Origin of the sequence: uncultured Agrobacterium sp. (genome assembly GCA_913777615.1) — a bacterium.
GTDB lineage: Bacteria > Pseudomonadota > Alphaproteobacteria > Rhizobiales > Rhizobiaceae > Agrobacterium.
This window is the reverse complement of sequence record CAJYTK010000011.1, coordinates 183,481-203,484: the sequence shown is the minus strand read 5'-3', so window position 1 is coordinate 203,484 and position 20,004 is coordinate 183,481. Positions and strand designations below refer to the sequence as shown.

The following is a 20,004-nucleotide window of genomic DNA, read 5'->3' as shown; positions in this document are numbered from 1 at the left end:
GTATGTGCGGCGCGCTCTGCAACGAATGCTGCGCATAAATCTCATTTTTGCTCTTGTAGCTCTAGTGGCTAGAGGTCGTAAGACGTGTGCAGCATCAAAAAGGGACCCATCGGATGAGCACGGACTTACAGACCAGATTTCGGATCGGCGGCATGGATTGCGCATCTTGCGCGAGCAAGATCGATACAGCCGTTCGGCGCATGCAGGGCGTGGAAGATGTCTCGGTTTCGGTCACCGCGGGAACGATGAGCATTCGCCACGATCAGACAAGCGATCTTGACGCCATCGGGAAGAAGGTTCGTGGTCTTGGCTATTCTGTAGAGCGCTTGGTGGCAGGCCACGCTGGTAATATGACAACGCCGGATCGTCATGTGGCCTGCTGTGGCGGTCATGCGCATGATCATGCGGATGGTGAGGATCATACGCATTGCGGTCAGGTCCACGACCACGATAGCCATGAACATGGCAAGCACCATCATATCGATCGTGCCGCCGCTGTAGAGGGATTGCATGGCCACGATCATGGGCCGAGCGATGGCCCATGGTGGAAGGGCAAGAAAGGCCGCGCAACGCTGTTGGCGGGTGCTTCTCTGGTCGCGGCTTATGTGATCGGTCATCTTGTGCCGTCCATCCAGCTTTATGCTTTCGCCGCAGCCATGCTGGTGGGCTTGGTGCCGATTGCGCGCCGAGCCGTCATAGCAGCGCTTGCCGGCACGCCTTTCTCCATTGAAATGCTGATGACCATTGCTGCCGTCGGCGCGTTGGCGATCAACGCCACGGAAGAGGCGGCGGCTGTCGTCTTCCTTTTTTTGGTGGGCGAATTACTGGAAGGTGTGGCAGCCGGAAAGGCTCGTGACAGCATCAAGTCTCTCTCCGCTCTGGTTCCGAAAACTGCATTGCAGGAAGAGGCGGGCAAAACCAATGAGGTGCCAGCCGAAAGCCTGCAGACCGGCGCTATCATCCTCGTTCGTCCAGGTGATCGCATATCGGCAGACGGTGTCATCGTATCTGGCGATAGCGCCATTAACGAGGCTCCAGTCACGGGTGAAAGCGTACCGGTTCAAAAGAATGCCGGTGACAGCGTGTTTGCTGGAACGGTCAATGGCGATGCTGCATTGCGGGTCCGTGTCACGGCAACCGCTGCCGATAACACCATCGTACGCGTGGTGAAGCTGGTGGAGGAGGCGCAGGAAAGCAAAGCGCCAACTGAACGCTTCATCGATCGCTTCTCTAAATATTACACGCCAGGCGTCGTCGCCGTCGCAGCACTTGTGGCCCTGATGCCGCCGCTTCTCTGGGGGGCGAGTTGGGATGAGTGGATCTACAAGGGTCTTGCCATTCTGCTGATCGGCTGCCCTTGCGCACTGGTTATCTCTACCCCTGCCGCCATTGCCGCGTCGCTCTCGGCGGGCGCACGCAGAGGGTTGTTGTTGAAGGGTGGCGCTGTCTTGGAAGGGCTTGGTCGTCTGACGGCGGTGGCGCTCGACAAGACGGGTACGCTGACGGAAGGCAAGCCAAAGGTCACGGATATTGCATCATTCGGGCTGTCGGAACCGGAAGTCCTTCGTCTGGCAGCAGCGCTTGAAACAGGCTCCAGCCATCCGCTTGGGATTGCCATTCTGGAAAGGGCTTCGGAAGATAAAATTCTTGTGCCCTCCGCAAGGGATGCCAAGGCGCTTGGCGGCAAAGGCGTGTCTGCCACCGTTGAAGGGCAATCGGTTTTTCTCGGTTCGGCGAAAGCCGCTCTTGCCATGGCCGATATTCCGGTTGGCGATCAGGCCACCGTCACCGCACTCAATGATCAAGGGAAGACGGTGTCGGTTCTCATCGTTGACGGTCGGCTTGCGGGTGCAATCGCCATGCGCGATGAGCCACGTGCGGATGCCGCAGAGGGTTTGCAGGCGCTGAAGGACGTGGGCGTCAAGGTCGTCATGCTGACAGGCGACAATGCCCGCACTGCAAGCGCCATCGGCAGGACGCTCGGTATCGAAGTGCGCGCAGACCTTTTGCCGGAGGACAAACAGCGGATCGTCGGCGAACTGAAACAACAAGGTCTTGTTGTCGGTAAGGTTGGAGATGGCATCAATGATGCGCCCGCTCTTGCTGCTGCGGATGTCGGCATCGCCATGGGTGGCGGAACGGATGTGGCGCTGGAAACAGCGGATGCAGCGATCCTGCATGGCCGCGTCGGCGATGTGGCGAGGATGATCGATCTTTCCAGACGCACGATGCGCAACATCTATCAGAATATTGCGATCTCGCTCGGTCTTAAGGCTGTCTTCCTCGTGACCACCATCATCGGCGTCACAGGTCTGTGGCCGGCAATCCTTGCAGATACGGGCGCGACGGTGCTTGTGACGATGAATGCGCTACGCTTGCTCAGGGTGGCGAAGTAGGGAGCAGCTCAAACCGCCAGCAGTCACGTCTCAGGCTTGTCATCTGCGAAGTCTGAGACAGTTCCAAGTGATGACCCGGGGGGTGTGATGAGACTTGGGGGGGCGAGATCTTTAACGCCACTTTTCCTTGGCGCTCTCATCGGCGTCTTTTGCCGACACCCAAGTGCCCGCAGTCCCATCCGTCGCGTGCTCCTTCTTCCAGAAGGGGGCGGCGGTCTTCAGATAGTCCATGACGAAATTGGCGCCGTCAAAGGCGGCTTGGCGGTGGGACGAGGCAGCGATGACAAGAACGATATTGTCGCCGGTGGCGATCTTGCCATAGCGATGGATGACGGTGAGTCCTCGAAGGTCAAAGCGCTCTATGGCGAGCGTGGCGATGCGCATCATTTCCGCTTCCGCCATACCGGGGTAATGTTCCAGCTCCAGCGCAGATAGAGCGCCACCTTCATCGCGGCAGAGACCCGTGAAGGTAACGAGGGCGCCGATCCCAGCGTCGTTGCTGGTGAGCAGTCCGGCTTCCGCCGCAGTGTCGAAGTCTTGGGCCTGCACGCGGATGGTCGGGGTAACACCCATTGATCAGCCACCTGTCATGGGCGGGAAGATACCGATTTCGCGCGCGCCGATGATGCTTTCGTGATGCTCGATATGTTCCTGATTGACCGCGACACGAATGACATTCGGATATTCGAACGCAGCTTCGTATTCTTCGCCAAGACTTTTCAGGTAATGGATCAGCTCGCGCGCGGTGTTCACCTCAGCGGGAATATCGAGGTCCTCTTCCGACTTCCCGATCTTCTCACGCACCCAGGCAAAGTAAACGACACGGGTCATCACTCTTCATCCACGATGTGGCGCAGCCCCGCCTTGAAGTAATCATAGCCGGTATAGATCGTAAGCGCCGCGGCTATCCACAGCAAGCCAATACCGATTTCGGTGGTGTGGGGCAGGATCGTATCACCTGCCGGGCCCGCTAGAAGGAAGGCGATAGCCACCATCTGAATCGTCGTTTTCCATTTGGCGATGCGCGTCACAGGCACCGAAACCTTCAACGCAGCGAGATATTCGCGCAGGCCGGAGACCAGGATTTCACGGCAGAGGATGGTGATCGCCGCCCAAAGCGACCAGCCGGCAATGGTTCCGTCTGCCGCCAGAAGCAACAGGATCGAGGCAATCAACAACTTGTCGGCAATTGGGTCCAGCATGCGGCCGATATTGGACGTCTGGTTCCAGATGCGCGCCAGATAACCATCAAGAAAATCGGTGATGGAGGCGATGATGAAAAGCCACAGCGCGGTCCATCGTGCAAAATCCGAACTCTCAAGTTTTCCTTCCACGAAGAAACACAAAACGATGACCGGCACGGCCAGAATCCGGCCATAGGTCAGGAGGTTCGGGATGTTATAGGTACGCGAAGCCATGGAAAACCTGTCTATCGATATCAAAGCGTTGATGACGCTCCGAGGTGGAAGCGTCAACACCTCTTTGTGTTTTTTTGGCGGGCGGCGGCAAAAGCCGCCCGGTCACTCGCGGCCGCTCTCGTGGAAGTGATTGTAAATCTGTTTTGCAACAGTTTCTGAAATGCCGCCCACGGCCATCAGGTCACTGAGCGCTGCGCGGGAAACGGCCTTGGCGGTGCCGAAATGCTGGAGAAGCGCACGCTTTCTACCCGGTCCGATGCCGCTGACCTCGTCGAGAGGGTTCTTGATCATCTCCTTCTTGCGCCGCGCCCGGTGCGAACCGATGGCGAAACGGTGCGCCTCGTCGCGCAGGCGCTGGACGAAGTAAAGAACGGGATCGCGCGGCGGCAGCGAAAAGTCGCTCCGCGTATCGGTAAAGAAGCGCTCGCGTCCTGCATCGCGGTCGACGCCCTTGGCAACGCCGATCGCTGTCACACAGTCACGGATGCCGAGTTCGTCGAGAATGGAACGCACTGCCGTCATCTGTCCTTGACCGCCGTCAATCAGAATGACATCCGGCCAGGTCGGGAAAGGCATATCTGCCGCATCCTCCGGCGAAACCGCCTGACTGCGGTCGGGTTTGCCTTCTTCCTTGAGCAACCTCGAAAAGCGACGCGTCATCACTTCCCGCATCATACCGAAGTCGTCGCCCGGCGTGATGTCAGTCGATTTGATGTTGAACTTGCGATACTGGTTTTTGACGAAGCCATCTGGCCCGGCCACCACCATGCCGCCTACCGCGTTGGTGCCCATGATATGGGAGTTATCGTAAATCTCGATACGGCGCGGGATCTGGGTCAGGCCGAACGTCTCGGCAAAGCCCTTCAGAAGACGTGCCTGGGACGAGGTCTCGGCAAGCTTGCGCCCATGGGCTTCGCGCGCATTGCCGAGTACATGGTCAACGACATCCTTCTTTTCTCCGCGCTGCGGTACTGAAAGCACGACTTTGTGCCCGGCCTTTTCGCTAAAGGCTGCCGCCAGCAATTCCTGCTCGTCTACGCTTTCAGACAAGAGGATCTGTCTTGGCACCGGTTTGTCATCGTAGAACTGGGCGAGGAATGCATTCAAAATTTCCGAGCCCGGCAAAGACGGGTCGGCCTTGGGGAAATAGGCGCGGTTGCCCCAGTTCTGTCCCGTGCGGAAGAAGAAGACCTGAATGCAGGAAACACCACCTTCGTGATGGATGGCGAAGACGTCTGCCTCGTCGATGCCTGCAGGGTTGATGCCCTGGTGGCTTTGCACATGCGACAGCGCGGCGAGCCGGTCGCGATAAACGGCGGCGCGTTCGAAATCGAGATCTTCTGAGGCCTCGTTCATCTGTCGGGCGATGGTGGATTTCACGCTCTGGCTTTTTCCAGAGAGGAAGTCCTTGGCTTCCTGTACGAGTTCTGCATAAGCCTCATCGCTGACCTCGTGGGTGCAAGGGCCAGAGCAGCGCTTGATTTGGTAGAGCAGGCAAGGCCGCGTACGGCTCTCGAACACGCTGTCGGTGCAGGTGCGAATCAGAAAGGCACGCTGTAGTGAGTTGATGGTCCGACCGACAGCACCGGCAGAGGCGAAGGGACCGAAATAGGCGCCCTTGCGCGCTCTCGCACCGCGATGTTTGAAGATGGCGGGCGCGCGGTTGTCGGCAGTGATCAGAATGTAGGGAAATGACTTGTCGTCGCGCAGAAGCACGTTGAAGCGCGGACGAAAGCGCTTGATGAGATTGGCTTCCAGCAGCAGGGCTTCAGTTTCGGTACGAGTGGTGACGAATTCCATGTGAGTCGTCAGCCGCACCATCTGGCCGATGCGGTTGGAATGCACCCGGCCCTGCGCATAGTTGCTGACACGCTTCTTCAGCGAGCGCGCCTTGCCCACATAAAGAACATCGCCAGCCTCGTTGAACATGCGATAGACGCCGGGATTGTTCGGCAGGTGTTTGACGAACTCGCCGATCAGATCCATGCCCTTCAAGCCGGACTCGTTCTTCCACCCGGCGTTCCAGTCGATACCTGCATTGTCCCGCTCCCCGGCGCTCTCGCCGGTGGACGGTGCAATATCGTCTTCATCGTCGTCGGTTTCATCGAAGAGAACACCGCCATCCGGCAGCTTCTTTCCGTTCATTCATTAATCTCCGCCACGTCCGGGGTTTCCCAGCCAAGGTGCTGGCCCCCGTCGAGTGCGATCATCTGGCCGGTCATCGAGGGGGTGTCGTAAAGAAAGCGAATCGTCCGCCCGAACTCGTCGGGCTTCGGACCTGTCTTCAATATAAGGGCGTCGACCTGCGCCTGAAAGTCCTCGGGGCTTTGTCTCTCATTTTTAAACGTCGGGCCGGGGCCGATGGCATTGACCCGGATACGTGGCGCAAAGCTCTGCGCCAGTGTTTGCGTTGCGGCCCAAAGCGCTGCCTTGGACAATGTGTAGGAATAGAACCGCGGATTGAGCGCCAACACGCGTTGGTCGATGATGTTGACGATCAGACCGGAATGCTTTTGCGGCAGTTGCTTTGCAAATGCGGCTGAGAGGATAGACGGCGCGCGCACATGTACGGCAAAATGCGCGTCGAAGGTCTCGGCGTCGAAGGTTTCGGCCTCGTCTTTATGAAAAACAGAGGCGTTGTTGACGAGAACACCCACGGTTCCAAGGGCTTTTGTTGCCTTTTCCATCAATTCGGCGGTGGAGGCGCAATCCATGAGGTCGGCCTGTAAGACGACCGCTTTGCCACCTTTTCGCCGTAAATCGTTAGCGAACTCTTCGGCTTCGGCCAAAGAAGAGCGTGCGTGGATCGCCACCGCAAACCCTTCGCAAGCAAGGTAATCGGCGATGGCTTTGCCGATGCGGCGCGCTGCGCCCGTGATCAAGACGGTCTTCGGTATAGTCTCTGTCAAAGCGGACCCGTGCTCTGCTTATTCCACATTTACCTGTAGATATAAATCGAAACCGTGAGGTTTGCCCACATCCGAATGGCGTTATACAGATTTATCAGGCACGAGTTTTGCCAGCTTAATTTGATGTAAACACAAGTAAAAACGCGCTTTGCTTAAATTAACGATCCGTTATCCTTAATAGATTTCTGTGTCCTTTTGGCAACGTCCAATTTCCGTCACGGCTGTGCCTCAATCAATTCACATTTTGGCTCTGTGATTTCCTCATTCCCCCATCATTTTGCATTTCCAGACGGGCAGGGAACTAACTGTTTTGTACCGCGTTGGGACCGAGTGTTTGAGTGCCCCCGCGGGTTTGAAAAGGAGAATGGCATGCGTACTATCGTTGCAACACTTTTGGCTTCTACCATGGCCGCGGCAGCTTTCTCGGCAGCACAGGCAGCCGATGCGGTAAATGAAGTTCCGCAGGCGCCGGTCGCAGTTGAGCAGCCCGCACCGATCAAGGATTGGTCTGGCGCATATCTCGGTGGTACCGTGAACTACGACTGGGGTCGTTTCAGCGGCAGCAACAACGGTCGCGATGCTGACGGTTTCGGCGGCGGCGTTTACGGCGGTTACAACTGGCAGAACGGCCAGATCGTATACGGTGGTGAAGCCGATCTCGCTTATGGCGATGAAAAGGGCTCTGCCGGCGGCAACCTTCAGGGCAAGCAGAAGCTCAATGGCTCGTTGCGCGCTCGCGTCGGTTACGACATGAACCCCTTCCTGATCTATGGTACGGGTGGTCTTGCAGTATCGAACAACGAACTGCGTGACACTGTCACCGGCAGCAAGGACGACAAGACGGCTCTCGGCTACACGGTTGGTGCCGGTGTTGAAGCTCTCGTCACCGACAACATCACGGCACGTCTTGAGTATCGTTACACTGATTACCAGGACAAGGACTTCGCCATCAACGGTGGCAACGTCTCGCGCGGCTTCGATGACCACAGCGTCAAGGCCGGTATCGGCGTCAAGTTCTGATCAGTCAGGCATAATGCGGAAAAGCCGGGGTTCGCGCCCCGGCTTTTCTGTTTTTATACCAAGGAAAACTCCACGATCAGCCAGCGGACTTTAGCTCCGTGTATTGCTTGAACTTCTTGCCGAACTTTTCCGGCCAATCCGCTAGCCGCTTGCGGCCATCCGCCCATTGCCCAGAGAAGCGCAGATCGAGATAGCCGATCATCGCAGCCAGTGCGAAGTGGCCACCATGCAATTTCTTGCCGGTCTTCGGCAGATTATCGTTCAGGTAATCAAGCGCTTTCACCACCTTGCGCCATTGCTTATCGATCCACTCCTGGTGGACCTTCTCCTCCGGTCGGAAGCGTTTTTCGTAGACGATCGCCAGCAGGCAGTCCATCACACCGTCGCAAAGGGCTTCGAGGATCTCGGCTTCGGTGCGCTTGGTGTGTTTCTTAGGATAGAGCTTTCCACGGGAAACGCGATCGAGATAATGCATGATCGCCACGCTGTCGTAGACGGAGCCACCCTCGTGCAAGAGCACGGGAATTTTGCCGAGCGGATTGTTGTCGATCAACGTCGCTGGCTCTGCATTGGTGTCAACGCGAACATCGGTGATGCCGATATCCAGATAGCGCGCCGCCATGCGCACCTTGGCGGAATAAGGGGAGGCCGGAGCATATAGCAGTTCCATTGCATTTTTCCTGTTTCACTAACGGATGGGGATAATCTCTGCGACGTTTGACCGGCAGCCCTGGCGATCGACCTCAGGGCAGTCGCGGAAGGACAGACCCTTTGACAGGCAGATCCGCACTTCCTCCAGTCGCGGTCCGTCGCAACTGATGGCGATACCACCCTTCGTCATGCCCGGATTGGCATTCACAAAAGCGGTCTCTATGGCGTCGGCGGAAAGCCGGTTGCTCTGATCGCCGGTCGAGATGTCCGCAGGGAGCTTGATGCGATCATAAGCATGACGGGTCTTGTCGAAATATTGTTTCTGGGTCAGGCCGCTGCAACTGCCGTGCTTGCGCCATTGATGGCCGATGAGCCACATGGACGGCATGATATCGAACATGCTTCGCCCGAGGTTGTCAGGAACGCGCTCCAGTTTGTCGGCCCCGCAGAATTCCGGATAGCCTTGAGCGTTTTGAGGCCAAAGCCCGTGAACCACAAAACCGAACTTCCGATCCGCGCCGCATTGCTGATGGCTATTGCGTCCAGCGTCACTGGCGCAGAAGGCCGGAGACCAGGAGAGCGAGAGTACATAGAAATCAAAACCGGATTCTGAGGTTTCTGTTTTTGTGCTTGAGTTCGGCGATGGGCGGGTTTCAGTTCTTTGCGCCACAGGACCGGGTGCAGGCTGAGGTTGGCCGAGGATAAGCCACCCAACTGCTGCCAGTGACAGGGCGCCAAGTGCGATAAAACCGAAATACTGTTTCATCGAGGACGGTGTCTTTCTGGCAAGGATGACGATGTGTTGAACGGGCTTCGGGTTTTATATCATCTTCCCCCTATGGCAAATAGACTGCCAAAAAATCATCTCTGCGGCATCCTTCGTGTTGAACCGGAGTTGGTATAGTGAATAAGCTTATCGAATCCGGCGTAATGCATCTGCCGGAGGGAGGATTGAGCCTGGGCATGTCCGCATGAAAATGAAAAAGTATCTCTGGCCTGTCGTCGGGATTGCGACGATCTGCTTTTCCGTGTGGCTGCTTTATAAGGAACTGCGCCATCTCTCGCTCGATGATGTCTGGGATAGCCTGATTGCCATCAATACGCATCACTGGTTCATGTCGGGGCTCTGTACGCTGGTTGCCTACGCCGCTCTTGCCGGTTACGACCGCATCGCCTTGCAACACCTGAAACGCAAGGTCGGCTGGCTCTTCATCACGTTGACATCGTTCACCACCTATGCCCTCTCCCACAATGTGGGTGCGTCGGTCTTTTCCGGTGCTGTGGTACGCTACCGCGCGTATACCTCCAAAGGGCTGAGCGCTGCGGAAGTGGGAATTCTCGTTGCGCTCTGCTCCTTCACCTTCCTTATCGGCACGATCATGCTGGTCGGATTCATCCTGGTTTATGAGCCGGAGATCACCGAGCGTTTCGTCGATGTCCTGCCTGTGGAAGCCTCGCGCACCACCGGAATCCTGCTGCTCGCAATCGTCGCGCTTTACATTCTCGGCAGCCTGATGAAGCTGAAGCCGCTAAAAATAGGCTCTTTCACACTGTTCTACCCGGTGCCGAAGCTGGTTGTGCAGCAGCTGGTCATCGGGCCGATCGAATTGATCGGCGCGGCCGGCATCATCTATTTCGCGCTGCCTGAGGTGGGCAACCCCGGCTTTATGGTGATCCTGGGGATTTTCCTGATTTCCTTTTCCGCCGCACTGATCTCGCATGCGCCGGGAGGGCTGGGTGTGCTAGAGCTCGTCTTCGTCATGGGCCTGCCGGATATGAACCCGGCAGACGTCATCGCCGCACTTCTCGTCTTCCGCCTTCTGTACCTGATCATCCCGTTCGTCATCGGGCTATTCGTCATCTTGTTCTTCGAACGCTCACAGCTTGCTGCCGCCGAGCGGGAGGAAAGACGGTTGCAGCAGAAGTAGCGTTTCTAGAGCGTGCCGCGATCTTTCAGATTCGCTCCTTCCGCTTTAGCTCCGTCTTCTGCCGCATGCCGTTATCGCAAAACCGCTGAACACTTTTGCGCGATATGCTCTATTCTTCGCCGCGCAGCCAGAAGGCGCGATGCGAGGCGTATCGGTCCTGCGCCATTATCGACTTCAGCACTGGCAGCATCACGTGCAGCTCATCCTTTAACGTGTAGGGTGGGTTGACGATAATCAGGCCGGAGCCGCTTAAGCCCTCTAGCCGATCGCTTTTGACGGATAGCTCGGTGCAGAGCATTTTTGGGATTTCGTAGGATTGCAGGCGCTCGTGGAAGTCCTTGATAGGCGCGTTCTTTTTTAGCGGATACCAGAGGCAATAAGTGCCTGTGGCAAAGCGGCGGTACGCCTTGTGCAAACCATCCGCGAGGCGATCATACTCGTTTTCCTTTTCGAAGGGCGGATCGACCAGAACGAGTCCACGCTTTTCCTTCGGCGGCAAGTGCGCGCCCAGCGACAGCCAGCCATCAAGTTCGGTGATGCGCGCCTGATAATCACCTTCGAACAGGCGTGACAGTGCACGGAAATCGTCCGGGTGCAGTTCCATGGCTGAAAGCCGATCCTGCGGACGAAACAGCATCCGGGCGAGCTTTGGGGAGCCTGGATAGTATTTGAGCCCGCCCTCCGGGTTCAATTCCCGAACGGCTGAGAGATAAGGCTCCATCAGTTCAGCGACGTCTGTCGGAAGATCGGCGTCCAGTATCTTGCCGATGCCGGTCTGCCATTCGCCCGTCTTCTGCGCCTCTTCGGACGAGAGGTCATACAGGCCGATGCCGGCATGGGTATCCAGAACGCGGAACGCCTTGTCCTTGTTCTGCAGATAGCGGACGAGCCGCGCCATAACGGCGTGTTTGAGAACATCGGCAAAGTTGCCTGCATGGTAGATGTGCCGGTAGTTCATCTGGGGCGATGCCTTTTATGAATTATCTTGATGCGCGTCACTTCGCCCTTTTGGCGACCTTTGACATGCCATATAGAAAATCCATGAATGTTGCGACCCCGATTTCCGCCAAAGCCGTGACCGAAGCGACCCGCACCGGCCACACCGTCTGTCCGCATGACTGTCCGAGCGCCTGCGCGCTTGAGGTCGATATCAACGCTGATGGCCGCATAGGCCGTGTGCGTGGCGCCAATGCCAACACTTACACGGCGGGGGTGATCTGCGCCAAGGTGGCGCGCTATTCCGAGCGCATCTATCATCTGGGCCGGTTGCTGACGCCAAAGCGTCGCAAGGGCGCGAAAGGCGCTGGCGACTGGCAGGAGATCGGTTGGAACGATGCGCTGGACGAGATCGCCAATGCCTTCATCAAGGCGGAAGCTGCGCATGGTGCCGAGGCCGTTTGGCCGTATTTTTATGCCGGTACCATGGGGCAGGTCCAGCGCGACAGCATCGAACGGCTTCGCCACGCCAAGAAATATTCCGGCTTCTTCGGCTCGATCTGCACAAATATGGCCTGGACCGGCTATGTAATGGGCACCGGCGCGCTTCGCGGCCCGGACCCACGCGAGATGGCGAAAGCCGATGTCGTCGTGATCTGGGGTACCAATGCGGTCGCTACACAGGTCAATGTCATGACCCATGCGGTCAAGGCGCGCAAGGAACGCGGTGCTAAGATCGTCGTCGTCGATATCTACGACAACCCGACGATGAAGCAGGCAGATATGAAGCTTGTCGTGCGCCCTGGCACGGATGCCGCGCTCGCCTGTGCGGTTATGCATATCGCCTTCCGCGATGGCTATGCCGACCGCGCCTACATGGAAAAATTCGCCGACGATCCGGCAGGGTTGGAAGCGCATCTTGCGTCGAAGACGCCGCAATGGGCCGCAGAGATCACCGGGCTTTCGGTGGAGGAGATCGAGGCTTTCGCTAAGCTCGTGGGCACCACGAAGAAAAGCTTTTTCCGTCTTGGCTATGGTTTTGCGAGGCAGCGTAACGGTGCGGTTGCCATGCATGCTGCACTGTCGATCGCTACGGTTCTCGGCTCATGGCAATATGAGGGCGGCGGCGCTTTCCACAACAATGGCGATATCTTCCGGCTGAACAAGGCGGAATTGATGGGAACGGCCTATGCCGATCCGAACGTGCGCCAACTCGATCAGTCGCAGGTTGGTCGTATCCTGACCGGCGACTCCGATGCACTACGCGGCGGCGGACCGGTGACGGCGATGTTGATCCAGAATACCAACCCGGCCAATGTCTGCCCCGAACAAAGGCTGGTCAGCCAAGGCTTCCAGCGCGAGGATCTTTTCGTTGCCGTGCATGAGCAGTTCATGACGGAAACGGCTGAGATTGCCGATATCGTTCTGCCAGCGACCATGTTCCTTGAGCACGACGATCTCTATCGCGCTGGTGGCCAGAACCACATACTGCTTGGGCCCAAGCTGGTCGAACCGCCGGAGACGGTATGCACCAATCTCTTCGTGATCGAGGAACTCGCCAAGCGTCTTGGTGTCGACCATATGCCGGGCTTTGGCCTCAGTGAGCGCGAGCATGTCGAGGCCATTCTTCAAGCGAGTGGGTGGGGCAGCTTTGACAATCTGGCTGAGGAGAAGTGGATCGATGCGCAGCCTGAATTCGACATCGCGCATTATCTCCAAGGGTTTGGCTATGGCGACGGCAAGTTCCGTTTCAGCCCGGATTGGCAGAACGGACCTTCCCCCAACAAGCCGCCGAAAAATATCGGCGTCATGGGGCCTGCCGACGCCTTTCCAAAATTCCCCGATCAGGTCGATGTGATCGAAACGGTGGACTCGGAACATCCTTTCCGGCTTGCCACGTCTCCGGCCCGCAACTTCCTGAATTCGACCTTCGCGGAAACCAAGACCTCGGTGCAAAAGGAAGGCCGTCCGGAATTGATGATTTCGCCCGTCGACGCTCTGCGGCTCGACATCGCGGAAGGTGATGTGGTGCAGATCGGCAATGGGCGCGGCGAAGTGCGCATCCACGCCAAAATCGTCGATGGCGCTCGCCCCGGCGTGCTGATCGCTGAAGGGCTATGGCCCAACAAGGCACATCTCGACGGCGAGGGCATTAATGTCTTGACGGGTGCCGATGCTGTTGCTCCTTACGGCGGCGCGGCGTTCCACGATAACAAGGTGTGGCTCAAGAAAGCCTGACAGGAGTTTTCCATGACGCAGTCCACCGCTATTCCAGTCTCGCACGTCGATGACGAAGCACGCGTCAGGCTCATCGAACAGCAGACGGTCTGGAGAAACTTCATCCACCTGCAAACGATGATCTTCGAACAGACGGCTCGCGATGGGCGGATGTTCCGCATCCATCGCGAAGTCCATGATCATGGCGTGGCGGCGGCCATCCTGCTTTTTGATCCAAAGCGGGAGGAAGTGGTGCTGGTGCGCCAGTTCCGCCCCGGCGCTTACGTGAATGGCGATCCAAGCTTCATGCTGGAAATCCCCGCCGGTCTGACGGACGGCGATCAGCCGGACGAGGCCATTCGCCGCGAATCCATGGAAGAGACGGGTTATGCCGTCAGTGCGCCACGTTACCTCTTCGATACCTATGCAAGCCCCGGCACTTTGACCGAAAAGGTCAGCCTTTTCTACGCCCGCGTCGATCTGGACGAGAAGGCGGGAGAGGGTGGCGGTCTCGAAAACGAGGGGGAGGACATCGAAGTTCTGACCGTGTCCCTCGACGCTGCCTATGGCATGATCGCAACAGGTGAGATCACCGACTCCAAGACGATCATCATGCTGCAATGGGCGATGCTTAATCGAACGAGCTTATAAACTGACTTTGCCTAACGCTGAAACGATGCGCGGTACGCGCGCGGCGACATGCCGCGCAGACGGCGGAACTGCCGGTTGAAGTTGGCGAGCGACGCGTAGCCTACTTCTGCCGCGATGAATTGAATAGGCTGGTTCGTCGCCGAAAGACGCGAGCAGGCTTCGCCGATCCGCAGACCGATCAGATACTCCGAAACACTGAGCTGCGTGTGCTTGCGAAAGAGCCGATGCAGGCCTGAAACGCTGAGTGCGGCAATCTCGGCGAGATCTTCCATGCGCAACGGCTGCTGATAGGACTGATGAAGGTGCTGCAGAACGCGATCGATCCGCTCGCGACTGGCCTCTGCCTGCGGTGGCGCCGTTGCTGATAGTGGTTGCGCCTCGAGTGCGGAGATGCGCAGCAGAATGTCCAGCAGGCCGAAAAGGCTCTGGGCTGGCGGCCTGGAATAGATGGCTTCGAAGTCCTTCGCCAGCGACAGGCCGATGGATGGATCGAAAGCAAGACCGCCGCCAGCGCGGTCGATCAGGCGGCGGATGGGGCGCAACTCCACCGTTTCGGTCGTCAACTGCTCAATCCATGCACGGCTGAACCAGAAGACGAGTGCGGTATGCGGTTCGCCTTCCCGGATTCTATCTCGGGATGCCCATGTGTGCGGCAGATTCGGTCCGATGAGAACGAGATCGCCGTCGTCGTAGCGATCCACATGGTCACCGATAAAGCGCTGACCGCGGGAGTTCAGCGTCAGTGTCAGTTCGAATTCGGGATGGTGATGCCACTCGAATGGAATACCGTCGTCGAGACGCCTGTTGAGCCTGCTCCAGGATGAGCCGGGCGGCAGGAGTAGGTGTTCGAGATATGACCGCATTGCGCACTCATCGGGCTGGAGACGCCAGAATAGTATCGAAATTGGCCAGTGTTCGACAACACCAATATCTTGCAGCGCTTAGTCTCCATCCATCGCCTGTTGTTCAGGGAGATTTCGATGGGAGAGGAAAATGCAGACTAGCGCAGCTTTGAAACGCGACAGCCATCCGACGACGACTGCCACAACGCAGCTTAAGGATATCCAAAAAACCTTGCCGCTACGGGTTTTATCGCAGGCCGATTGGGAGCATTGGATCACCAAGGGCTATATCATTGTCCGTCAGGCGGTGCCTGCGGCCAATGTGGAGCGACTTGTCGATTTGCTTTGGCGCTTCGACGAAAAGGATCCGAAAGATTCTTCCACCTGGTACGCGCCGCAACGGCGCGAACACAAGATGAAGGAGCTCAACAATACCGGCATGCTGGAGATCTATAACCATCAGCATCTCTGGGATAACCGTATGGAACAGCGCGTCTATGATATTTTCGTCGATATCTGGGATAGGGAGGACCTGTGGGTCACCATCGACCGGGCCAATCTCAACCCACCCAAAAAAGTGAAGGGCAATCCGAACGGCTTCATCCACTGGGATGTCGATACATCCATCCGCCCCTTGCCGATCGGCGTTCAAGGTGTTCTCAGTCTCCAGAAGCAGGACGGCGATGTCGGAGGCTTCCAATGCGTCCCGTATCTTTTCGAGCATTTTGACGAGTGGGTGGAGACGCAGCCTGAGGATCGTGACCCGATGCACCCGGATATGACCGGTCTTTCGATTGTCAACATCGACATGGAGCCGGGCGATCTAATGATCTTCAACTCGCTTCTGGCGCACGGCGTCAGACCGAACCACTCCGATGATCGGGTGCGCATGGCGCAATATATCTCTATGCATCCTGCCGAGTTCGATAACGAAGAAGAACGACTGGAGCGAATTCGACTGTGGAAGGAACGCGATCACCCGCGCCGAGATGCTTTTCCTGGTGACCCCCGCGAGTGGGAAAAGCACAATGCACAGACGGCAAAACTTAACCCGCTGGGTGAAAAGCTGCTTGGGTTGCAGCGCTGGTGAGGATGCTGCGGGGTCGCCTTCCATATGGGATGGCGACCCGATCGCGACTTCCGGCTAACAACCTCAGTTAGACGGAGATGAGCGTCTGAAGTTCGGAACTGCTGTCTATGCTCCGGGCGACCTTCCCGCCTTCCATCCGCACTTTGCCTTCAGCCAGCAAACGGAGTGACAGCGGATAAAGCTTGTGCTCAACCGTCAGAACGCGGGCGGCGAGGCTGTCCGCCGTGTCGCCAGCGGTAACAGGCACGGCGGCCTGGCCGATGACCGGTCCCTCATCCATGCCCTCAGTCACGAAATGCACTGTACAGCCGGTGATCTTCATGCCGCTGTCGATGGCGCGTTGATGGGTATGGAGGCCGGTGAAAAGCGGCAGAAGCGAGGGATGGATATTGATGATCCGACCCTCATAAGGCGCAATGAACTCGCCTGAGATCAGGCGCATATAGCCGGCGAGGCAGATGATATCGGGCGCAAGCTCGCCGAGTGCTGCCAGAATTGCGGCCTCATGCTCGCTCTTGCTCGCATAATTCTTGCGCTCAAAAACCAGCGTCGGGATGCCAAAGCCTTGCGCCTTGGCAAGCCCGCCTGCCGTTGGCTTGTCGGAGATGACGCAGGTGATCTCTGCGGGAAAATCAGGGGCTTGGCAGGCTTGTGCCAGCGCCACCATGTTCGAGCCGCTGCCGGAAATGAAGACGACCACACGCTTGCGTGGAGCACTGAGGCTCATAGTCCGAGCGTACCCTTGTAGATCGTGCCATGCGCGCCCTCTTCACGGGTCACCATTCGTCCCAGCGGGAACACAGTCTCGCCTTGCGCCGTCAAGGCATCTGTCACCGTCTTGGCATTCTCGGCGGAAACGACAACGATCATGCCGACGCCGCAGTTGAAGGTGCGCAGCATTTCATTTGCCGCAACGCCGCCGGTCTTGGCGAGCCAGGAGAATACCGCAGGCACTTCGATGGAGTTGAGATCGATTTCCGCCGCTAGATGCTTTGGCAGTACGCGCGGAATGTTTTCCGGGAAACCGCCGCCAGTGATGTGGGCCAGTGCCTTCAGCGCACCCGTCTCGCGGATCGCCTTCAGGAGCGGCTTTACATAGATGCGTGTTGGCGTGAGCAGAGCCTCGCCGAGCTTCTTGCCTTCGGCAAAAGGAGCGGGCGCATCCCAGCCGAGGCCGGACAGCGAGACGATCTTGCGCACCAGCGAGAAGCCGTTGGAGTGAACGCCCGATGAAGAGAGGCCAAGGATCAAGTCGCCTTCGGCGATATCGCCAGCTGGTAGAAGCTTTCCGCGTTCGGCAGCGCCAACCGCAAAGCCTGCGAGATCATAATCGCCATCGGAGTACATTCCGGGCATTTCAGCCGTCTCGCCGCCGATCAGCGCACAACCGGATTCCAGACAACCCGCGGCAATGCCGTTGACGATGGCAGCGCCCTGGTCTGGGTCGAGCTTTCCGGTGGCAAAGTAGTCGAGGAAGAAGAGCGGCTCTGCACCCTGAACCACGAGGTCGTTGACGCACATCGCGACGAGATCGATGCCAACGGTGTCGTGGAAATCCGCGTCGATCGCAATTTTGAGCTTGGTGCCGACACCATCATTGGCAGCAACCAGAACAGGGTCGGTGAAGCCCGCAGCTTTCAGATCGAACAGACCGCCGAAACCGCCGATTTCGCCATCCGCACCCGGGCGGCGGGTGGAGCGAACCGCTGGCTTGATCTTCTCGACCATCAGGTTTCCGGCATCGATATCAACGCCTGCATCACTGTAGGTAAGACCGTTCTTGCCCGACTGGCTCATGGCTCTCGTCTCCGCTGGTTTTCTTGGGCTCGCCATTCGCATGAGACGGGTGTCGATGCAAGCATAAGAGCGCTGCAGCCGACGTTTTTCGTGCCTTTTTGCCCGCGTCGAGGCCTTAAGCAATGCGCTGTTGAGGTGTCTGACCACCTGTCGTCACCCTTGACCTCTCCCACCGGGGCATCCTATCTCGTTGCAGTGCGTTATGAGGCGTCACTTGCCGCGAAGGAAAACGAGATGCAGCCACAGATCAGAGGCATCAATCTAAGACGCCAGATATTTTTCTGGCTGGGTGCGCTCGTCGTCTTTGTCGTCTTCCTGATGGTGTTCAGTTCCATTCTGTTGCCTTTCGTTGCAGGCATGGCGCTCGCCTATTTCCTTGACCCGGTTGCCGACTGGCTGGAGCGCCGTGGCTTAAGCCGCATGATGGCGAGCATCTTCATCCTGATTTCCTTCGTGCTCCTGTTTGCGCTTTCGCTGATCATCATCATTCCATTGATCGCGGCGCAGGCGTCGGACTTCATCAGCCGCATTCCGTCTTACATCTCGGCGCTGCAGAATTTGATCGCCGGAGCGGATACGAACCTGTTGCCGTCGTGGGTCAGCGCGCAGATCGACACGGTCAAGGAGAACTTCTCCAAGCTTCTCGCCGAAGGGGCAGGATTCATCGGCACCTTGCTGACGCAGATCTGGAATTCCGGCAAATCGCTGATCGACGTCATTTCGCTTCTGGTCGTAACTCCGGTCGTCGCCTTTTATTTGCTCCTGGACTGGGACCGGATGATTGACAAGGTCGACAGCTGGGTCCCGCGCGATCATGTTGCAACCGTTCGTCAGATCGCGCGTGATATGGATTCGACCATCGCCGGCTTCATCCGCGGGCAGGGCTCGCTCTGCATCATCCTTGGCGTCTACTACGCGGTTGGCCTGTCGCTCGTCGGTCTGAACTTCGGCCTGCTGATCGGCATGTTTGCTGGCGCCATCAGCTTCATTCCCTATATAGGTTCGATGGTGGGTCTGGTTTTGGCTCTCGGCGTCGCGCTCGTCCAGTTCTGGCCGGACTATCTCTATGTGATCCTGACGCTGGCGGTTTTCTTCTCCGGACAGTTCATCGAGGGCAATATCCTGCAGCCAAAGCTCGTCGGTAGCAGCGTCGGTCTGCATCCGGTGTGGTTGATGTTTGCGCTCTTCGCTTTCGGCGCGCTCTTCGGCTTCGTCGGCCTGCTCGTTGCGGTACCAGCAGCGGCAGCCGTCGGCGTTCTTGTCCGCTTCGCTCTGTCACGCTATCTGGAGAGCGATCTCTATCATGGACGCGCAGCCAATCTGCCTTGGCAACCCGATGTGGTGCCTTCGCAGAAGATCGACGCGCAGATCGATTCCAGAGCTGATTGATGAACGAAAGTGATAAGCCCGGCCCGTTCCGGCCCAAGGCCGAACAGTTGCCGCTGGCCTTCTCTCATAGCAGCGCCACGGGGCGGGAAGATTTGCTGGTCGCCGCTCCATTGGATGCGGCTGTCAGTCTCGTCGATGAATGGCCGAAATGGCCGTCACCGGTCGTCATTCTTGCTGGCCCTCCCGGGTCTGGTAAGTCGCATCTTGCCGCGATCTGGAGAAACACCAGTGGTGCCGTGGCGATCAATCCTCAAAAGGGATCGGATGCCGCACGCGCTGCCGAGAAGGCGCCCGTCCTGTTTGAAGATGCCGACCGCGTCGGCTTCAACGACACCGAGCTTTTCCACGTCATCAACAGCGTGCGGGAAAACGGGACGTCGCTTTTGATCACGACAAGACAGTGGCCCGCCAGCTGGCCCGTGTTACTGCCGGACTTACGCTCCCGTCTGAAGGCGGCAACGGTTGTGGAGATCGGCGAGCCCGATGAGGACCTTTTGGCGCAGGTGCTGATGAAGCTCTTCGCCGATCGCCAGCTTTATATGGATGACAAACTCGTCAGTTATATCGTGGCGCGAATGGAACGGTCCCTCGACACCGCGCAGATCCTCGTCGAGCGGCTCGACCGGCTGGCGCTCTCGCGTGGTACACGGATCAGCCGGTCCCTGGCGTCGGAGGTTCTCACTGAACTGGGAGCGGCTTCGCAAGACGATTGACTGTCATAGTTCCGTCGTCAAACTGTTATACGGGCTTTGAAACTTAT

19 protein-coding genes are annotated in these 20,004 nt (G+C 57.8%); 8 read left to right on the top strand and 11 right to left on the bottom strand.

Features of this window, described 5'->3' with window-relative positions; translation table 11 throughout:
- The first annotated feature begins 113 nt into the window (after nt 1–113).
- Complete coding sequence (locus tag QZ862_RS10055) at nt 114–2,396, top strand: heavy metal translocating P-type ATPase (RefSeq protein WP_296099514.1); 2,283 nt, start codon at nt 114–116, stop codon at nt 2,394–2,396.
- A 111-nt stretch (nt 2,397–2,507) separates the two neighbouring features.
- On the opposite strand, the gene QZ862_RS10050 is transcribed toward QZ862_RS10055, so the two are convergent.
- The 5 genes from QZ862_RS10050 to QZ862_RS10030 all read right to left on the bottom strand — a co-directional run bounded on the left by QZ862_RS10050 (nt 2,508) and on the right by QZ862_RS10030 (nt 6,723).
- Nucleotides 2,508–2,969: a molybdenum cofactor biosynthesis protein MoaE gene (locus QZ862_RS10050; RefSeq protein ID WP_296099512.1), complete on the bottom strand. Its 462-nt coding sequence runs from the start codon at nt 2,967–2,969 to the stop codon at nt 2,508–2,510.
- Nucleotides 2,970–2,972: 3 nt separating this feature from the next.
- The gene (gene moaD / locus QZ862_RS10045) at nt 2,973–3,227 is read right to left on the bottom strand and encodes a molybdopterin converting factor subunit 1 (protein WP_296099510.1); all 255 of its coding nucleotides are present in this window, start codon (nt 3,225–3,227) and stop codon (nt 2,973–2,975) included.
- The gene (gene pgsA, locus QZ862_RS10040) at nt 3,227–3,814 is read right to left on the bottom strand and encodes a CDP-diacylglycerol--glycerol-3-phosphate 3-phosphatidyltransferase (protein ID WP_296018134.1); all 588 of its coding nucleotides are present in this window, start codon (nt 3,812–3,814) and stop codon (nt 3,227–3,229) included. Before pgsA ends, moaD begins: the two co-directional genes overlap by 1 nt.
- Nucleotides 3,815–3,916: 102 nt before the next feature.
- On the bottom strand, nt 3,917–5,959 hold the full coding sequence (uvrC, locus tag QZ862_RS10035; protein ID WP_296099509.1) for an excinuclease ABC subunit UvrC: 2,043 nt from the start codon (nt 5,957–5,959) through the stop codon (nt 3,917–3,919).
- Nucleotides 5,956–6,723 (bottom strand): SDR family oxidoreductase, encoded by a 768-nt coding sequence (locus QZ862_RS10030; protein ID WP_296099507.1) that lies wholly within the window; start codon nt 6,721–6,723, stop codon nt 5,956–5,958. The genes uvrC and QZ862_RS10030 overlap by 4 nt, the downstream gene beginning before the upstream one ends.
- Before the next feature lie 369 nt (nt 6,724–7,092).
- On the opposite strand from QZ862_RS10030, the gene QZ862_RS10025 reads away from it, so the two are divergent.
- A complete protein-coding gene (locus tag QZ862_RS10025; protein WP_296018128.1) occupies nt 7,093–7,743 on the top strand; it encodes an outer membrane protein in 651 nt (216 codons plus the stop codon).
- A 76-nt stretch (nt 7,744–7,819) separates the two neighbouring features.
- Here QZ862_RS10025 and QZ862_RS10020 read toward each other — a convergent pair whose 3' ends face one another.
- Together QZ862_RS10020 and QZ862_RS10015 are read right to left on the bottom strand one after the other, a co-directional pair.
- Nucleotides 7,820–8,413, bottom strand: coding sequence for a glutathione S-transferase family protein (locus QZ862_RS10020; RefSeq protein ID WP_296018126.1), 594 nt, complete (start codon nt 8,411–8,413; stop codon nt 7,820–7,822).
- A gap of 18 nt (nt 8,414–8,431) precedes the next feature.
- Complete coding sequence (locus QZ862_RS10015; protein ID WP_296099505.1) at nt 8,432–9,160, bottom strand: ribonuclease; 729 nt, start codon at nt 9,158–9,160, stop codon at nt 8,432–8,434.
- A 205-nt stretch (nt 9,161–9,365) separates the two neighbouring features.
- Here QZ862_RS10015 and QZ862_RS10010 point away from each other — a divergent pair, with 205 nt between their 5' ends.
- Nucleotides 9,366–10,322, top strand: coding sequence for a lysylphosphatidylglycerol synthase domain-containing protein (locus QZ862_RS10010; RefSeq protein WP_296099503.1), 957 nt, complete (start codon nt 9,366–9,368; stop codon nt 10,320–10,322).
- A gap of 109 nt (nt 10,323–10,431) precedes the next feature.
- On the opposite strand, the gene QZ862_RS10005 is transcribed toward QZ862_RS10010, so the two are convergent.
- A complete protein-coding gene (locus tag QZ862_RS10005) occupies nt 10,432–11,280 on the bottom strand; it encodes a 23S rRNA (adenine(2030)-N(6))-methyltransferase RlmJ (protein WP_296099501.1) in 849 nt (282 codons plus the stop codon).
- 65 nt (nt 11,281–11,345) lie between these two features.
- On the opposite strand from QZ862_RS10005, the gene QZ862_RS10000 reads away from it, so the two are divergent.
- Complete coding sequence (locus QZ862_RS10000) at nt 11,346–13,496, top strand: molybdopterin oxidoreductase family protein (RefSeq protein ID WP_363315915.1); 2,151 nt, start codon at nt 11,346–11,348, stop codon at nt 13,494–13,496.
- 12 nt (nt 13,497–13,508) lie between these two features.
- A complete protein-coding gene (locus QZ862_RS09995; protein ID WP_296099497.1) occupies nt 13,509–14,126 on the top strand; it encodes an NUDIX domain-containing protein in 618 nt (205 codons plus the stop codon).
- 11 nt (nt 14,127–14,137) lie between these two features.
- Here the strand turns inward: QZ862_RS09995 and QZ862_RS09990 are convergent, their stop codons facing one another.
- Nucleotides 14,138–14,989, bottom strand: a complete 852-nt coding sequence (locus QZ862_RS09990) for an AraC family transcriptional regulator (RefSeq protein ID WP_296099495.1) — start codon at nt 14,987–14,989, stop codon at nt 14,138–14,140.
- A 130-nt stretch (nt 14,990–15,119) separates the two neighbouring features.
- Between QZ862_RS09990 and QZ862_RS09985 the strand changes: the two genes are divergently transcribed.
- Entirely contained in the window at nt 15,120–16,058 is a 939-nt protein-coding gene (locus tag QZ862_RS09985; protein ID WP_296099494.1) for a phytanoyl-CoA dioxygenase family protein, read from the top strand.
- A 67-nt stretch (nt 16,059–16,125) separates the two neighbouring features.
- Here the strand turns inward: QZ862_RS09985 and purN are convergent, their stop codons facing one another.
- Both purN and purM read right to left on the bottom strand, forming a co-directional pair.
- Nucleotides 16,126–16,785, bottom strand: a complete 660-nt coding sequence (gene purN / locus QZ862_RS09980; RefSeq protein WP_296099492.1) for a phosphoribosylglycinamide formyltransferase — start codon at nt 16,783–16,785, stop codon at nt 16,126–16,128.
- Nucleotides 16,782–17,855 carry a phosphoribosylformylglycinamidine cyclo-ligase gene (gene purM / locus QZ862_RS09975; protein ID WP_296018109.1) on the bottom strand — a complete coding sequence of 358 codons (1,074 nt, stop codon included), beginning with the start codon at nt 17,853–17,855 and terminating at the stop codon, nt 16,782–16,784. Before purM ends, purN begins: the two co-directional genes overlap by 4 nt.
- Before the next feature lie 234 nt (nt 17,856–18,089).
- Here purM and QZ862_RS09970 point away from each other — a divergent pair, with 234 nt between their 5' ends.
- Nucleotides 18,090–19,244, top strand: a complete 1,155-nt coding sequence (locus QZ862_RS09970; protein ID WP_296080211.1) for an AI-2E family transporter — start codon at nt 18,090–18,092, stop codon at nt 19,242–19,244.
- Entirely contained in the window at nt 19,244–19,957 is a 714-nt protein-coding gene (gene hdaA / locus QZ862_RS09965) for a DnaA regulatory inactivator HdaA (protein WP_296099490.1), read from the top strand. The genes QZ862_RS09970 and hdaA overlap by 1 nt, the downstream gene beginning before the upstream one ends.
- Nucleotides 19,958–20,004: the final 47 nt, after the last annotated feature.

What these genes read in the sequence shown, in the direction of transcription:
- QZ862_RS10010 (WP_296099503.1), top strand. Translation starts at nt 9,366, where the DNA reads ATGAAAATGAAAAAGTATCTCTGGCCTGTCGTCGGGATTGCGACGATC.
- uvrC (WP_296099509.1), bottom strand. Translation starts at nt 5,959, where the DNA reads ATGAACGGAAAGAAGCTGCCGGATGGCGGTGTTCTCTTCGATGAAACC.
- QZ862_RS10025 (WP_296018128.1), top strand. Translation starts at nt 7,093, where the DNA reads ATGCGTACTATCGTTGCAACACTTTTGGCTTCTACCATGGCCGCGGCA.
- pgsA (WP_296018134.1), bottom strand. Translation starts at nt 3,814, where the DNA reads ATGGCTTCGCGTACCTATAACATCCCGAACCTCCTGACCTATGGCCGG.
- QZ862_RS09990 (WP_296099495.1), bottom strand. Translation starts at nt 14,989, where the DNA reads ATGCGGTCATATCTCGAACACCTACTCCTGCCGCCCGGCTCATCCTGG.
- QZ862_RS09970 (WP_296080211.1), top strand. Translation starts at nt 18,090, where the DNA reads ATGCAGCCACAGATCAGAGGCATCAATCTAAGACGCCAGATATTTTTC.
- QZ862_RS09985 (WP_296099494.1), top strand. Translation starts at nt 15,120, where the DNA reads ATGCAGACTAGCGCAGCTTTGAAACGCGACAGCCATCCGACGACGACT.
- QZ862_RS10015 (WP_296099505.1), bottom strand. Translation starts at nt 9,160, where the DNA reads ATGAAACAGTATTTCGGTTTTATCGCACTTGGCGCCCTGTCACTGGCA.
- QZ862_RS10005 (WP_296099501.1), bottom strand. Translation starts at nt 11,280, where the DNA reads ATGAACTACCGGCACATCTACCATGCAGGCAACTTTGCCGATGTTCTC.
- QZ862_RS09995 (WP_296099497.1), top strand. Translation starts at nt 13,509, where the DNA reads ATGACGCAGTCCACCGCTATTCCAGTCTCGCACGTCGATGACGAAGCA.
- purN (WP_296099492.1), bottom strand. Translation starts at nt 16,785, where the DNA reads ATGAGCCTCAGTGCTCCACGCAAGCGTGTGGTCGTCTTCATTTCCGGC.
- moaD (WP_296099510.1), bottom strand. Translation starts at nt 3,227, where the DNA reads ATGACCCGTGTCGTTTACTTTGCCTGGGTGCGTGAGAAGATCGGGAAG.
- hdaA (WP_296099490.1), top strand. Translation starts at nt 19,244, where the DNA reads ATGAACGAAAGTGATAAGCCCGGCCCGTTCCGGCCCAAGGCCGAACAG.
- QZ862_RS10055 (WP_296099514.1), top strand. Translation starts at nt 114, where the DNA reads ATGAGCACGGACTTACAGACCAGATTTCGGATCGGCGGCATGGATTGC.
- QZ862_RS10020 (WP_296018126.1), bottom strand. Translation starts at nt 8,413, where the DNA reads ATGGAACTGCTATATGCTCCGGCCTCCCCTTATTCCGCCAAGGTGCGC.
- QZ862_RS10050 (WP_296099512.1), bottom strand. Translation starts at nt 2,969, where the DNA reads ATGGGTGTTACCCCGACCATCCGCGTGCAGGCCCAAGACTTCGACACT.
- purM (WP_296018109.1), bottom strand. Translation starts at nt 17,855, where the DNA reads ATGAGCCAGTCGGGCAAGAACGGTCTTACCTACAGTGATGCAGGCGTT.
- QZ862_RS10000 (WP_363315915.1), top strand. Translation starts at nt 11,346, where the DNA reads ATGCCATATAGAAAATCCATGAATGTTGCGACCCCGATTTCCGCCAAA.